General features: G+C 57.7%; 13 protein-coding genes and 1 pseudogene. 6 read left to right on the top strand and 8 right to left on the bottom strand.

Annotated features, from left to right (window positions below):
• Positions 1-141: 141 nt before the first annotated feature.
• A complete protein-coding gene (locus FQ182_RS22865) occupies positions 142-519 on the top strand; it encodes a hypothetical protein (protein WP_149413794.1) in 378 nt (125 codons plus the stop codon).
• 88 nt (positions 520-607) lie between these two features.
• Here the strand turns inward: FQ182_RS22865 and fadD1 are convergent, their stop codons facing one another.
• Both fadD1 and fadD2 read right to left on the bottom strand, forming a co-directional pair.
• Entirely contained in the window at positions 608-2,299 is a 1,692-nt protein-coding gene (fadD1, locus tag FQ182_RS22860; RefSeq protein WP_149413793.1) for a long-chain-fatty-acid--CoA ligase FadD1, read from the bottom strand.
• Positions 2,300-2,630: 331 nt separating this feature from the next.
• Positions 2,631-4,319: a long-chain-fatty-acid--CoA ligase FadD2 gene (gene fadD2 / locus FQ182_RS22855; protein WP_149413792.1), complete on the bottom strand. Its 1,689-nt coding sequence runs from the start codon at positions 4,317-4,319 to the stop codon at positions 2,631-2,633.
• A gap of 210 nt (positions 4,320-4,529) precedes the next feature.
• On the opposite strand from fadD2, the gene FQ182_RS22850 reads away from it, so the two are divergent.
• Both FQ182_RS22850 and FQ182_RS22845 read left to right on the top strand, forming a co-directional pair.
• The gene (locus FQ182_RS22850; protein ID WP_149413791.1) at positions 4,530-5,474 is read left to right on the top strand and encodes an alpha/beta hydrolase; all 945 of its coding nucleotides are present in this window, start codon (positions 4,530-4,532) and stop codon (positions 5,472-5,474) included.
• 59 nt (positions 5,475-5,533) lie between these two features.
• On the top strand, positions 5,534-6,004 hold the full coding sequence (locus FQ182_RS22845) for a MaoC family dehydratase (RefSeq protein ID WP_149413790.1): 471 nt from the start codon (positions 5,534-5,536) through the stop codon (positions 6,002-6,004).
• 60 nt (positions 6,005-6,064) lie between these two features.
• On the opposite strand, the gene FQ182_RS22840 is transcribed toward FQ182_RS22845, so the two are convergent.
• The gene (locus tag FQ182_RS22840) at positions 6,065-6,532 is read right to left on the bottom strand and encodes a PA2169 family four-helix-bundle protein (RefSeq protein ID WP_149413789.1); all 468 of its coding nucleotides are present in this window, start codon (positions 6,530-6,532) and stop codon (positions 6,065-6,067) included.
• Between the two features lie 203 nt (positions 6,533-6,735).
• On the opposite strand from FQ182_RS22840, the gene FQ182_RS22835 reads away from it, so the two are divergent.
• The gene (locus tag FQ182_RS22835) at positions 6,736-6,972 is read left to right on the top strand and encodes a DUF3820 family protein (protein WP_017340422.1); all 237 of its coding nucleotides are present in this window, start codon (positions 6,736-6,738) and stop codon (positions 6,970-6,972) included.
• Between the two features lie 12 nt (positions 6,973-6,984).
• Positions 6,985-8,174: pseudogene (locus tag FQ182_RS22830) on the top strand (aminotransferase class V-fold PLP-dependent enzyme).
• Positions 8,175-8,261: 87 nt separating this feature from the next.
• Here FQ182_RS22830 and FQ182_RS22825 read toward each other — a convergent pair.
• Genes FQ182_RS22825 through zwf form a run of 3 tightly spaced genes read right to left on the bottom strand, consistent with a single transcriptional unit; the run spans position 8,262 to position 11,111 of the window.
• Complete coding sequence (locus tag FQ182_RS22825) at positions 8,262-8,927, bottom strand: bifunctional 4-hydroxy-2-oxoglutarate aldolase/2-dehydro-3-deoxy-phosphogluconate aldolase (RefSeq protein WP_149413788.1); 666 nt, start codon at positions 8,925-8,927, stop codon at positions 8,262-8,264.
• 17 nt (positions 8,928-8,944) lie between these two features.
• On the bottom strand, positions 8,945-9,658 hold the full coding sequence (gene pgl / locus FQ182_RS22820; protein ID WP_149413787.1) for a 6-phosphogluconolactonase: 714 nt from the start codon (positions 9,656-9,658) through the stop codon (positions 8,945-8,947).
• Positions 9,645-11,111: a glucose-6-phosphate dehydrogenase gene (zwf, locus tag FQ182_RS22815; protein ID WP_149413786.1), complete on the bottom strand. Its 1,467-nt coding sequence runs from the start codon at positions 11,109-11,111 to the stop codon at positions 9,645-9,647. The genes pgl and zwf overlap by 14 nt, the downstream gene beginning before the upstream one ends.
• A 219-nt stretch (positions 11,112-11,330) precedes the next feature.
• On the opposite strand from zwf, the gene FQ182_RS22810 reads away from it, so the two are divergent.
• Positions 11,331-12,191 (top strand): MurR/RpiR family transcriptional regulator, encoded by an 861-nt coding sequence (locus FQ182_RS22810; RefSeq protein ID WP_178114508.1) that lies wholly within the window; start codon positions 11,331-11,333, stop codon positions 12,189-12,191.
• Positions 12,192-12,270: 79 nt separating this feature from the next.
• On the opposite strand, the gene FQ182_RS22805 is transcribed toward FQ182_RS22810, so the two are convergent.
• Both FQ182_RS22805 and FQ182_RS22800 read right to left on the bottom strand, forming a co-directional pair.
• Positions 12,271-13,116, bottom strand: coding sequence for a D-hexose-6-phosphate mutarotase (locus tag FQ182_RS22805; protein WP_149413785.1), 846 nt, complete (start codon positions 13,114-13,116; stop codon positions 12,271-12,273).
• Positions 13,117-13,218: 102 nt separating this feature from the next.
• Positions 13,219-14,568 (bottom strand): carbohydrate porin, encoded by a 1,350-nt coding sequence (locus tag FQ182_RS22800; RefSeq protein ID WP_149413784.1) that lies wholly within the window; start codon positions 14,566-14,568, stop codon positions 13,219-13,221.
• Positions 14,569-14,647: the final 79 nt, after the last annotated feature.

Below are 14,647 nucleotides of genomic sequence, written 5' to 3'. Positions count from 1 at the left end.
CCTTTGTGCAGAGTTTCAATTATTTTTACCCAGGCATTTCATCGCACTGCACAGGTTTGGCTTTATGTTTTGCGGCCAACCCACGAGAATGCCCGGCACATTCAGGCTCAAACGCTGAATAACAGATCCCGTAGGAAGGTTATGAAACTCAATAAAACACAGGCCATCGCCCGCAGAAACCTGGAACTGGGCGGTGCCGTGCTCGGCGTCAACAACTGCCACTTCACCGACCTGGACCGCAAACGCAACATCTGGTGGTTCGACCTGCCGGTGGGCCGTATTGCCGTGGGCCAGTACGAGTGGATTCATTTGTTGATGCACAACGCAGACAGCGACCAGTTGCTGCACTTGAAAGTGCCGACGGCGTTCCTGCGTGAAAAGCTTGAAGGGTTGGTGGTGCGCAATGCTGGCAAGCGCAAGCCGGAGATTACCCTGGAGCTGAGCGCCGACAAGGATTCGTTCCTGAAAGATGTACGCCCGGCAGGTGCCGGTGTGAGCTTTACGCAATTCATGTTCTGACACTGATCGTCCCCACGCAGACCAGAGCGCAGGAACGATCACTCAACAAAAAGCCCCGCAAATGCGGGGCTTTTTGTTGGATGGCGTGTTACTTCTTCATACCCAGTTTCTTCAGTTCTTCATCGCGCAACTCTCGTCGCAGGATCTTGCCAACGTTGGTGGTCGGCAATGCATCGCGGAACTCCACGGCCTTGGGCACCTTGTAGCCGGTGACGTTGGCGCGCATGTGCTCCATCACCTGTTCTTTGGTCAGGGTGGCGCCCGGCTTGACCACGATGAAGATCTTGATGATCTCTCCGGACTTCTCGTCCGGCACACCGATGGCCGCGCATTGCAGCACGCCCGGCAGGCCGGCCAGTACGTCTTCCAGTTCGTTGGGGTAGACGTTGAAACCAGAGACCAGAATCATGTCCTTCTTGCGGTCGACGATGCGCATGTAGCCGTCTGGCTGGATAATCGCGATGTCACCGGTCTTCAACCAGCCTTCGCTGTCAAGGACTTCGGCGGTGGCGTCCGGGCGCTGCCAGTAGCCTTTCATCACTTGCGGGCCCTTGACGCACAGCTCGCCGATTTCCCCCAGGGCCAACTCCACGCCGTCATCGGTGATGATCTTGCACAAGGTCGATGGCACCGGAATACCGATGGTGCCAATCTGGATGTGCTGGATCGGATTGACGGTGGCCACCGGGCTGGTTTCGGTCATGCCGTAGCCTTCGCAGATGGAGCAGCCGGTGACCGCTTTCCAACGCTCGGCCGCCGCTAGTTGCAGGGCCATGCCTCCGGACAGGGTGACTTTCAGCGCAGAGAAGTCCAGCTTGCGGAAACCTTCGTTGTTGCACAAGGCAACAAACAGTGTGTTCAGGCCGACAAAGCCACTGAACTTCCACTTAGACAACTCCTTGACCATCGCCGGCAGGTCGCGCGGGTTGCTGATCAGGATGTTGTGGTTGCCGATCAGCATCATTGCCATACAATGAAAGGTGAAGGCATAGATGTGGTACAGCGGCAGCGGCGTGATCAGGATCTCGCAACCTTCGTTGAGGTTGGAACCCATCAGCGCCTTGCACTGCAGCATGTTGGACACCAGGTTGCGGTGCGTCAGCATCGCGCCCTTGGCCACGCCGGTGGTGCCGCCGGTGTATTGCAGCACCGCCACGTCGTCGCTGGTGGGGCTGACTTCGGTGACCGGCTGGCCGTACCCCTTGGCCAGCACGTCGTTGAACTTGATCGCCTTGGGCAAGTGATAAGCCGGGACCATTTTCTTCACATACTTGATGACGCTGTTGATCAGCAGCCGCTTGAGCGGCGGCAACAGGTCAGCCACTTCGGTAACGATCACATGCTTGACGGAAGTCTTGGGCACCACGTTTTCTGCCAAGTGCGCCATATTGGCCAGGCAGACCAGGGCCTTGGCCCCGGAGTCGTTGAACTGGTGTTCCATTTCCCGCGCGGTGTACAGCGGGTTGGTATTGACCACGATCAGGCCGGCACGGATAGCACCAAATACGGCGACCGGGTATTGCAAAACGTTAGGCAGTTGCACAGCGATTCGATCACCGGGCTGCAAGTCGGTATGCTGTTGCAGGTACGCGGCAAACGCTCCGGACAGCTCGTACAACTCACCGTAGGTGATTGTCTTGCCCAGGTTGCTGAAAGCCGGTTTGTTGGCGAAGCGCTGGCAGGACTGTTTCAGTACCGCCTGAATATTTGGATACTCGTCTGGATTGATCTCTGTAGCAATCCCGGCGGGGTACTTATCCTTCCAAAAGTCTTCGTTCATGGAAGCCCACTCCTCAGCGACGCGAATTCATCATCGCATTTGATGCGATTATTATTTGTTTGTATTTTTTAGGGTGAGTCTGGCTGTTTCAAGCAGGCCGAGAGGTCACAAAGCGCGCCGAGAGTAGCAGCTTTGCCAAGGGCCGCCTAGAGCCAAAAGCAGGCCCTACAGTCATAACCATGACTCAAGAATATCTAATGGTCACTTTTAGAGCAAAGATTCTATAACCAGAGAAAAGGCTCTGGAATGGGGCTTTCCCAGCCTCAAGAGCTGACGCGGAGCGTCCAAAGCGGCATTCCCACGCAGAGCGTGGGAATGATCTGACTTCTATCTAGGCGATATCGCGAAGCTCTCTGCGCAAGATCTTACCTACTGGTGTCATCGGCAACGACTCACGCAATACAATCTGTTTGGGCACCTTGTAGCCAGTGAAGTTGGCCTTGCAGTAGCTCTTCAGCTCTTCAAGGCTGACGCCTTGGGCGCGAGCCACCACAAACAGCTTCACCGCCTCCCCGGTGCGCTCGTCTGGCACCCCGATCACCGCACAACTGGCGACGTTTGGATGGGCCATGACCACGTCTTCGATTTCATTGGGGTAGACGTTAAAGCCCGAAACAATGATCAGGTCCTTCTTGCGATCGACGATGCGCACAAAGCCGTCGGGGTCGATCACTGCAATGTCGCCGGTCTTGAGCCAGCCTTCGGCGTCCAGGGTCTCGGCGGTGGCGGCTGGCTGCTGCCAGTAGCCCTTCATCACTTGCGGACCTTTCACACAGAGTTCTCCGCGCTCTCCTAATGGCAACTCCACGCCTTCATCATCAATGACTTTCATCGCCGTGCCCGGCACGGGAATGCCGACCGTACCCAGCCGTGACTTGTTGCCATAGGGGTTGGTACTGGCCACCGGCGAGGTCTCTGTCAGCCCATAACCCTCGCCAATAGCGCAGCCGGTGAGTTGCTGCCAACGTTCGGCGGTGGCCTTGACCAATGCGGTGCCGCCGGAGTTGGTGAGCTTGAGATGGGAAAAGTCCACGTTCTTGAAATCAGGGTGATCCATCAGCGCCACAAACAACGTGTTGAGCCCCAGCAGCCCGGAAAAGCGCCACTTTTTCAGCTCCTTGATAAAGCCGCCAATGTCTCGGGGGTTGGTGATCAGTACGTTGTGGTTGCCGGAAACCATCATGCACATGCAGTTCGCGGTGAAGGCATAGATATGGTACAGCGGCAGCGGCGCGATCATCACCTCCTGCCCCTCCTTGATCAGCGGATGGCCGTCGTCACCGATTTGCGACATGCAGGCGCGCACCTGCTGCATGTTCGCCACCAGGTTGCCGTGGGTAAGCATCGCGCCCTTGGCCAGGCCGGTGGTACCGCCGGTGTATTGCAGCACGGCGATGTCGTCGAGGGTCACCGGGTGAAGGGTGATCGACAGGCCAGCGCCCATGCGCAGCGCGCGCTTGAACGAGACGGCCTGGGGCAGGCTGTAGGCCGGGACCATTTTCTTCACTTTGTCGACCACGGTGTTGATCAGCCAGCCCTTGACGGCGGGCATCAGGTCGCCCATTTTCGCTTCGATCAGGTATTCGATCTCGGTATCGGCGGCGACTTCCTGGACCCGCGAGCCGAACAGATTGAGGTAAACCAGGGCGCGAATGCCGGCATCCTTGAACTGATGACGCATTTCCCGTGGCGTGTACAACGGGTTGGTATTGACCACGATCAGGCCGGCACGCAAGGCGCCGAACACGGCAATCGGGTATTGCAGGACGTTGGGCATCTGCACCGCAATGCGATCGCCCGGCTTAAGGTCGGTGTGCTGTTGCAGGTAACCGGCGAACGCCGCACTCTGGCGCTCAAGCTCGGCGTAAGTCAGGGTGACACCCATGTTGCTGAACGCCGGACGATCGGCAAAGGTCTTGCAGGAACGCTCGAAAACTTCGATCACCGACTTGTAGACGCTAAGGTCGATGTCGGTGGGAACGCCCGCCGGGCGTTTGTCATTCCAGAAATCAGGTTGCATTATTCTTGTCCTTTTACCTGAGTGTGCCCGACCGCTTACTGCTGATTATGGAAAGCGGAGCTTTGGGGACGTTAGCAGCTATGGCCAAACAGGCAAATACACAAAGTCATGTCATTGATTGTATGAATCTTGTCCCTGAGGCCTGGGCTGATCAGACGCCTGCCCACGGATGAGCTATACACTGCAACGACACCGAGCAAAGGAAGCGCCATGAACCACACCACTTTCTGGCTGACCGCGAATGACCGCAGCCGCCTGTACGTCAACCAGTGGCTCCCGGACGGGCCGCCCAAGGCGTTGATCATGTTGGCCCACGGCATGGCCGAGCACGGTGGTCGCTACACCCGCCTGGCCCAGGAACTGTGTGACGCCGGTTATGGGCTGTACGCCCCCGACCAGCGTGGTCATGGCCGGACCGCCGACGAAGGCACCCTCGGGCTGTTTGCCGAGAAGGATGGCTGGAACAAAGTGGTGGGCGACCTGGCCAGCCTCAACCAGCACATCGGCCAGCAAGCGCCTGGGGTGCCAATCATTCTGCTGGGCCACAGCATGGGCAGCTATATCGCCCAAGCCTATCTTTTGCACCACAGCGCCAGCCTGCATGGAGCGATTCTCAGTGGCTCGAATTTCCAGCCAGTGTCGCTATACCGCGCCGCGCGTGTGATCGCCCGCGCCGAACGCCTGCGCCAAGGCCTGAGGGGCCGTAGCGCACTGATCGAGTTTCTGTCGTTCGGCTCTTTCAACAAGGCTTTCAAGCCCAATCGCACCGCGTTCGACTGGCTCAGCCGCGCCCCGGACGAAGTCGACAAGTACGTCAACGACCCGCTTTGCGGCTTCCGATGCACCAACCAGCTATGGATCGACCTGCTGGGCGGCTTGCAGCAAATCAGCAAAGCGTCCAATCTCGCTCAAATCGATCCGGGCCTGCCGATCTTGGTGATGGGCGGTGAATGTGATCCAGTCAGTGAAGGCAAGCGTCTCAAGAACCTGGCCCACGCCCTGCGTGAAGCCGGCTGCCAGAACCTGCAGCTGAATATTTACCCGCAGGCGCGCCACGAATTATTCAACGAAACCAACCGTGACGCAGTCACAGCCGATGTTCTGGTGTGGCTGACCCAGGCCGTGAACCATCGTCGGCCTGCGCGATGCGAATAACTATTTCGTTTAAAATCAACGCATTAAGATTACTGATTAGCCACAGGATGCACCAATAGATGACCCAGGTTACCAACACTCCGTACGAAGCTCTCGAAGTCGGCCAGACCGCCAGCTACAGCAAAACCGTTGAAGAGCGCGATATCCAGCTGTTCGCGGCGATGTCTGGCGACCACAACCCGGTGCACCTGGACGCCGAATTTGCCAAGGCAACCATATTCAAGGAGCGTATCGCCCACGGCATGTTCAGCGGTGCTCTGATCAGCGCGGCGGTGGCATGTGAGTTGCCTGGTCCCGGCACTATCTATATCGGGCAGCAAATGACCTTCCAGAAGCCGGTGAAAATCGGCGATACCCTGACCGTGCGTCTGGAAATTCTCGAAAAGCTGCCCAAGTTCCGGGTGCGCATTGCAACCCAAGTGTTTAACCAAAGGGATGAGTTGGTAGTGGATGGCGAAGCGGAGATTCTCGCGCCGCGCAAGCAGCAGACGGTGACATTGACTCAGTTGCCGGCAATCAGCATCGGCTGATTATCGCCCACCCATGAAAAACCCCGCATTTGCGGGGTTTTTTTATCACTCAAACACGACTCAAGACTGAGCGCGCGCCTGGTTACGCAGGACTTTTACCTGATCGTGATTGCGTTGCACGCCATGGAACTGCCGTTCAACCAGATCACGAATGCCCAGCAAGTTATGTTTGTTGATTTTCTCGATGGCCTCTTTATAGGCCTTCAGTGCATGGTCTTCACCGCGCTCGGCTTCGTTCAACACGGCCTCTTCATCCTTGCCGGTCACCAGAGACTTCACGTCGACCCAGCCGCGATGCAAGGCGCCGCTGACGCTACCGGAGTCTTGCGGATCACCACCCAAGGCACGCACGGCGCTCTGCAATTCAGTAGCAGCGGTGGCGCAATCGGCAGAGCGCTTTTGAAACAGCGCTTTGAGTTCTGGATGCTTGATGTCTTCGGCGCAGGTCTTGAAGCCTTCCTGGCCGTCTTTGCTGGTTTCGATCAGGTCATTGAGAACGGAGATCGATTCTTTGTTGATGTCAGTCATTTTTCAATTCCTTCCCGGGTTAAGACGCTTGCCTTAGTGACTGCAGTGCCCGTGCCAGCTTTTAAAAACTAAATAATCTTTACTTTTCATATATTTACAGATTATCAAAAAACTGTATCCGCTTTATTTGCATGATCTGTCATTTGGCCTTCATGCAGAATGCCTGTATTTTCCAAGGTATCGACCTGATTGCCTGAAGCCCCATGAATCCTGAAAAACTCGAACTGCTGATTACCCGCCAAATGCCCTTCGGCAAGTACAAGGGCCGAATCATCGCCGACTTGCCTGGCCAATACCTGAACTGGTTCGCCCGTGAAGGTTTCCCTCACGGCGAGCTCGGAGGTTTGCTGGCGCTGATGCAGGAAATCGACCACAACGGCCTGTCCGAATTGCTGGAGCCGCTACGCGCCAAACACGGCAAGCCCGCCCCTCGTCATTAAAGGAGCCCGACCATGCAACGGAACGCAGACAGCACCCGCGACGAACTTCACTGGCAGGCCATCGCTCAGCGCTATGACCTGGAGCCCGGCCCCATCAACCTGGAAAACGGTTACTTCGGGCGCATGAGCAGTGCGGTACTTGACCAGTATCAGAACAATGTTGCCTTCATCAATCGCAGCAATTCGATCTATGTGCGCCAACATTACGAGCAGGGCGAAAACGTCGAGGTTCGTGACCAGTTGGCGCACTTGTTGGACGCCGATCCCGAAGCCATCGCCCTCACCCGTTGCGCCTCCGATGCGTTGCAATCGCTGATCCGTAATTACAACCGCTTGCAGCCGGGCGACCAGGTGCTGATCAGCGACCTGGAATACGACACCGTCAAAGGCGCCATGCGCTGGCTGGCGCGCCATCGTGGGGTGGAAGTGGTCGAGATTGCCCATGCGCATCCGGCCAGCGTCGATAGCCTGGTGCAGACCTACCGCGATGCCTTTGCACGTTACCCACGCCTAAAATTGCTGGCCCTGACCTATGTCACCCACCGCACCGGGCTGGTGATGCCGGTCGAAGCGATTGCCACAGCAGCCAGGGAACACGGCGTTGATGTCATCCTCGACGGCGCCCACGCCCTGGGCCAGATCGAATTCAACCTGGCACAGCTGGGCATCGCCTTTGCAGGCTTCAACCTGCACAAATGGATCGGCGCGCCGTTGACCCTGGGTTTTATCTATATCGACCCGCGGCGGTTGGCGGACATTGATCCAGACATGGGCGAGTTTCACTACCCGACCACCGATGTACGCGCCCGCACGCCCTACAGCACGCCGAATATTCCAGCGCTGATGACCTTGCCACTGGTATTCGAAGAGCATCGAGCATTGGGTGGCGCCAAGGCCAAGGTGCCCGCCTCAACTACCTGCGGGATTTGTGGGTGCGTGAGGTGCGGCCATTGCCGGGGGTTGAGGTGCTGACGCCGGATGATCCACGGCTGTATTGCGGCATCACGGCGTTCAAGTTCACCGGGCAGGTGGATCAGCAGGGGATGGTGGATCGGCTCTTGAATGAGTACAACCTGTTCACCACAACCCGCACCGGGGCGGCATTTGGCAGTTGTATTCGGGTGACGCCGGGGTTTGTGACTTCAGCAACGGACATCGGTGTTCTGGTTAAGGCGATTACCGAGTTGAGCCGTTGCTCGTGATTTTCACCAGACAAAAAAAAGCGGTGCACCGACCAAGGGCACCGCAAAAAACCGTAGAACACAGCAACAACGATTCGGTAGATCCAATCAGTCCAGCAGCGCCAAGGCCTCGGCGGTGCATTCCTGAATGCGGGCCCAGTCGCCGTTCTTGATCCACTCGGGGTCAAGCATCCAGCTACCGCCCACGCACATCACGTTTTTCAACGCCATGTAGCTCTTGATATTGGCCGGGCCTACGCCGCCAGTCGGGCAGAATTTCACTTCGCCGAACGGACCGCCAAGGGCCTTGATGGCGGCGACGCCACCGCTCACTTCCGCCGGGAACAGCTTGAAGCGGCGATAACCCAGGCCGTAGCCTTCCATGATGCCGGAGGCGTTACTGATGCCTGGCAACAGCGGAATCGGGCTGTCGACTGAAGCCTCCAGAAGGTCACGGGTAATGCCGGGGGTGACGATAAACTGCGAACCGGCAGCTTCAGCCGCCGCCAGCATGGAGCGATCCAGCACAGTGCCGGCGCCGGTCATTAGCTCCGGGCGCTGCTCGCGCAGCACCTGGATGGCCTTGAGGCCAAACTGCGAACGCAGGGTCACTTCCAATGCGGTCAAGCCCCCAGCCGCCAGGGCATCGGCCAACGGCAGGATGTCCTGTTCGCGGGCAATGGTGATCACCGGCAAGATCCGCGCCTTGGCGCAGAGGCTGTCGATCAGGGCAACTTTGTCCGCCATGGAAACGGTGGGTTGAGGGCTTTTCATCGCGGCTGATCCTTGGCTTATGGGCACCAGTAAATCTCTAAAGTAGGTTGCAAAAACGCGCGAACCGGCATGGCAGCGACATCGTCACTGGCCAGCGCTTCGCTCAGGGTGGTCAATTTCGAATTGCCGGAAATCGACAACACGGTGTACTTGGCGGTGGCCAGCAATGCGCGACTCATGGTCAGGCGTTGGTGAGGCACGGTAGGCGCCAGCATCGGCCAGCAACGGCGCGTGCCGTCCACTTTCAATGCTTCGGTCAGGTTCGGGCTGTTGGGGAACAGCGACGCGGTGTGACCGTCATCGCCCATGCCCAACACCAGCACATCAATCCCAGGCAGCTCTGCCAACTGGCGATCAGCCTGCTCGGCGGCGGCCTCCAGGTTAGCCGCGACACTGTACAGGCTCAGAAACTTGGCCTGGGCCGCCGGGCCTTGCAGCAAATACGTCTTCAACAGGCCGGCGTTGCTGTCGGCGTGTTCCACCGGCACCCAGCGCTCGTCGGCCAGGGTAATAACCACCTTGGACCAGTCGAGGCCTTGCTTGGCCAGGTTCTGGAAAAACGCCACCGGGCTGCGGCCACCGGAAACCACCAGGGTCGCCTCGCCACGGGCACTGATGGCCGCGCGCAGTTGCTCGGCCACGTCATTGGCCAAGCCCTCGGCAAGCAGCACCGGGCTGCGGTACTCATGGGCGCTAACGCCCTGAGGCAGTTTCAATTCAGATATCGCCATACCACGACCTCCCATCCCGCGTAATCAGTGCAATGGAGCTCATCGGCCCCCAGGAACCCGCCGCATACGGCTTGGGCGCGTCACCGGACTTTTTCCAGCCGGCGATCAACTGGTCACACCACTTCCACGCAGCTTCGATTTCATCTTTACGGACAAACAGGTTCTGATTGCCGCGCATCACTTCCAGCAACAACCGCTCGTAGGCATCGGGAATCCGCGCGCTACGATAGGTGTCGGAAAAATTCAGTTGCAGCGGCCCGCTGCGCAGTTGCATGCCCTTGTCCAGGCCCTGCTCTTTAGTCATCACGCGTAAGGAAATCCCTTCGTCCGGTTGCAGGCGGATGATCAACTTGTTGCTGATCTGCAGGCGCTGCTCGGGGGCGAAGATGTAGTGGGACGGTTCCTTGAAGTGGATAACGATCTGCGACAGCTTCTGCGGCATGCGCTTGCCGGTACGCAAGTAGAACGGCACCCCGGCCCAACGCCAGTTACGAATATCGGCACGCAGAGCGACGAAGGTTTCGGTGTCGCTCTGGGTGTTGGAGTTCTCTTCTTCCAGATAACCCGGCACCGGCTTGCCGGCGCTGTAGCCGGCGATGTACTGGCCACGCACCACCTGGGTGGTCAGACCCTCTGGGCTGATAGGCGCCAGAGCCTTGAGCACTTTGACTTTCTCGTCACGGATGCTGTCGGCGGACAGGTCGGCCGGCGGGTCCATGGCAATCAGGCAGAGCAGTTGCAACAGGTGGTTCTGGATCATGTCTCGCAGTTGCCCGGCCTTGTCGAAATAACCCCAGCGACCTTCGATACCGACCTTCTCGGCCACGGTGATCTCCACGTGGGAGATGTAGTTCTGGTTCCACTGGGTTTCGAACAGGCTGTTGGCAAAGCGCAGGGCAATGAGGTTTTGGACTGTCTCTTTACCCAGATAATGGTCAATACGGTAGGTGCGATTTTCCGGAAAAAACTGCGCGACGGCGTCGTTAACCTTGCGGGACGAATCCAGGTCCGAGCCGATGGGTTTTTCCATCACCACACGGGTGTTTTCCGAAAGGCCGACCTTGGACAGGTTCTCGCAGATCGCGCCGTACACTGCTGCTGGGGTAGCGAAGTAGGCAATCAGACGCTGCTCGTGACCGGCTTTTTCGGCCAGGGCGACGTAGTCGTCAACCTTCATGAAGTCGACGTGCAGGTAAGTCAGGCGTGCCAGGAAGCGTTGGACGATGCTTTCGTCCAGTTCCTGACCCACATATTTACGTAATTCTTTCTCGATGTAGGCCAGGTGCTGTTGCTCGGAACCGGCTTCACGGGCCAAGGCCAGGATGCGAGTATCGTCGTGCAAGAGCCCGGCACCATCAAGTTGATAGAGGGCAGGAAACAACTTGCGCAGCGCCAGATCACCCAAGGCGCCAAACAGGGCAAAGGTGCAGGGTTCTACGGTTATCGAAGGCATGATGTTTGTTCTTTTATCAAGTTAAGCTACAAATACCTTTTTTTAAGGCATCACTCAAGGAAAAATGTAGTAATAATCACAACATTTTCCCGAATTACTGATTGCAAGTGGTGGTGTTCAACTACCCTCAGTAGGATAGGCCACCGCAAAGGGCCGCTCGTCGATTGGTTGACGACCCTTATTTGCATCGTCGCCCTAAGGAAACACTGAATGGACCGCGTGCGAAATCTCCTGGAACAGATCCAGAAACGCCTCGAAGAATTGAACAAGGCTGAACGTAAAGTCGCCGAGGTCATCCTGCTCAACCCGCAGCAGGCGACCCGCTTCTCTATCGCCGCCCTCGCCCAGGCTGCTTCGGTCAGCGAACCGACGGTCAACCGCTTTTGCCGATCGTTCGGCGTCAGTGGTTACCCTGAACTTAAATTGCAGCTGGCACAAAGTTTGGCCAGTGGCGCCGCGTATGTCAGCCGCGCCGTGGAGCCCGATGACAACCCCGAGGCCTACACCCAGAAGATCTTTGGCAGCGCCATCGCGTCCCTGGACAGCGCCTGCCAGGCCCTGGACCCGAACCTGATCAGCAAAGCTGTAGACCTGCTGATCCAGGCCCGGCAGATTCACTTCTTCGGCCTCGGTGCTTCAGCACCCGTGGCCATGGATGCCCTGCACAAGTTTTTCCGCTTCAACCTGGCGGTGACGGCCCATGCCGATGTGCTGATGCAACGGATGCTCGCCTCGGTGGCCCACACCGGGGAGTTGTTCGTGATCATTTCCTACACCGGCCGCACCCGTGAACTGGTGGAAGTGGCACGCATTGCCCGGGAAAACGGCGCTTCGGTGCTGGGCCTGACTGCCGAGAACTCACCACTGGCGAAGGCCAGCACCCTGAGCCTGAACATTCCGCTGCCGGAAGACACCGACATCTATATGCCGATGACTTCGCGGATCATCCAATTGACGGTACTGGATGTGCTGGCCACCGGCATGACCTTGCGCCGTGGCGTGGATTTCCAGCCGCATTTGCGCAAGATCAAAGAGAGTTTGAATGCCAGCCGGTATCCGGTTGGGGATGAGTTCAACTAGGCCACATCTTTATCGACAGTACTGGCCTCATCGCGGGCAAGCCCGCGATGACAGCATCAGCAACACTGCAGATTCTGGACTAGACTCCCGCCCGCGCCTGCAAACTCAAATGCGCCCTCTCCCCCGGCGCCAGGCTGGTACCGGCCATCGCCGACTCAACGCAGACAAACCCCGCCGCCTCGTTAAAACTCACCCCCAGCAACGGCCGACTGCCCGGATGCCACACCACCGTGTCGGTGCTGTCGCCGGTATCGATGCACAGTTCCCGCTGCCAGGCATGGTCCTTTAGATGCAATTCGCCGTCATGTTGGAACACCCGCTGGCAACCGCCATCGACCCGCAGCTCACCTTCCTGCTGGCACGTCTGGCGACTTAGTTGATCATAACCCTGCACGCCATCGAGCCCAGACAGCGCTACCTCACCGACGTTGCCAATCCGCCAATAAGCGTGCAAAGCGTGGCTCAGTTGGCAGGGCAGTTCGTCCTGATGCTCGGTACCCAAGCGTAATTCCAGGCTCTCCCCAAGGTGCGCATGCAGGTCGACCTGCCAATCGCACAACTGCAATTGCCAGTGCAAGCGCACGCCATCGTCGTCGGTGCTGCTGTCCAGTAGTTTCCAGTCGATCAATCGTGCCCAGCCATGGGACGGCCAAGCGTTTTCGCTGGGGTGACGGCCATACCATGGCCAACACACCGGCACGCCACCACGGATCCCGCCCACTTGCGGCCACTTGGCCGCACACCACAGCCAGGGTTTCTGGCCCTTGGGCTGAAAGTGCAGCAGTTGTGCACCCTGGCGACTGAACACCGCCTGGCACAGCGGGTGGTCGATCACCAGCACCTCGCGCATCTGAAAGCGCTCCCACGCAAACACCGGACGTTCGCGCAGGGATGTGAAAAAGCGTTGCAGCGGATGCTCATGCATGTGCCACGGTCCTGAAAATCATCACAACGCGTCCCAAAAAAAACGGATAGCCAAAGCTATCCGCAAAATGCGCACAGAGAGAAGGAGCTTATCGCAACAGCGTTAGAACACCGACTGAATTTTCAGGCCGGCGACCAAGGCGTTGTCGACTTTATCCACGCCACCTGGATGCACAACGTATTGCAGGTTGGGACGCACGGTCAGCCAGTTGGTGACGTGGAAGCCGTAGTTGATTTCAGCGTTGTATTCAGTGCTGAGAATCGGCCGGTAGCCCATGTTGTCGTAGTCATCGATACCGTTGACAGCGTTAGCCAACTTGGCGTTCTTCGCAACATCGTCGTTCACGTGGATACGCGCAATACCAATACCCATATCATCCTTCGGACGGGAATCGAACGCGCCTTTGTACACCAGCATCACCGACTGGTAGTTGTCGACAGTGTTGGTGTCCTTGTCATGGAACGTAGCGTTGGCTGCGATGTTCAGGCCGCGCGACGCGTCACCGTTGTGGGTGGTGAGTTGCTGTTGGGCCACGAACCAGTAGCCGTGCTTACTGCTGTGGGTCGCGTAATCCTTGTTGTTCGGGCTTTGCGGAGCACCATTGGCGCCTTCATAGACGTCATTGGCCTCGGCGGTACTCTTGTAGTAACCGACACGGTATTCGCCCGGCAGGTTGTTCACCTTAGGTGACCAAACCAGTTCAACTGGCAAGATGGTGCCTTTGGTACCACTGCCGCTGAGCTTGAAGCCGTTGCCGCTTTCCAGTTGCGACGGGTTCTGGTTGTACGCACCGATCTGTGCGTAGAACTCAGGCGTGATGTTGTACTTCACGCGGATCGCCGCCTGGCTGACCGGCCAGTTGTACCAGATGCTGCCGACCCAGTTACCTACCTGGGAACCGCAGAACGCCAGGTTCTGGAATTCGCACGGGAAGGTGTTGAAGTCTTCGCCTTCGCCGAAGTAACCGGCCTTGACGTCCAGTTTACCGTCGAGGAACTGGTGTTGGACCCACAACTGGGTCAGACGGGTCATCTGCCCACGACCCCAGACTTCCTGGGAAGAACTGAAGGTGCCGGCACGCGGGTCGCCGATACGGTCGTTGGAAATGTTTCGACCATTACGGTGAGTGACCTGGATCTTGGCCTGGGTGTTATCCCAGCCGATCAGTTTTTCCAGGTCCAACGCCACGCCCAGGCCGTACTGGTCAGAATAACGTGCAGTCTTGTCGTCGTTGTAGCCGCCCTTGAGGTTGGCACCTACTTCACCGACGTAGTCCATCTTGATGTCGATACCTTGCTCGATCAGCTTGGTCCGCTCACCACCCCAATCGCCCGTCATCCACTTGGAATCAGCGCTAAACGCATCGTCCGCCATCGCATTAGCAGACAAGACCAGTGCTGCCACACCCGACAATTGGCAGATCAGCCGGGTATTGATGTGTTTCTGTTTCATCCGTACATCCTCGTCTTTATTGTTATTAAACTGTTTTTATCTAACGCGGTTTACATTTTTTATCTAAAACAATGAGTTA

The organism is Pseudomonas sp. ANT_H4 (assembly GCF_008369295.1).
Lineage (GTDB): Bacteria > Pseudomonadota > Gammaproteobacteria > Pseudomonadales > Pseudomonadaceae > Aquipseudomonas.
Note: the sequence above shows the minus strand (reverse complement) of the source record. Positions and strands in the feature narration are given on the sequence as shown.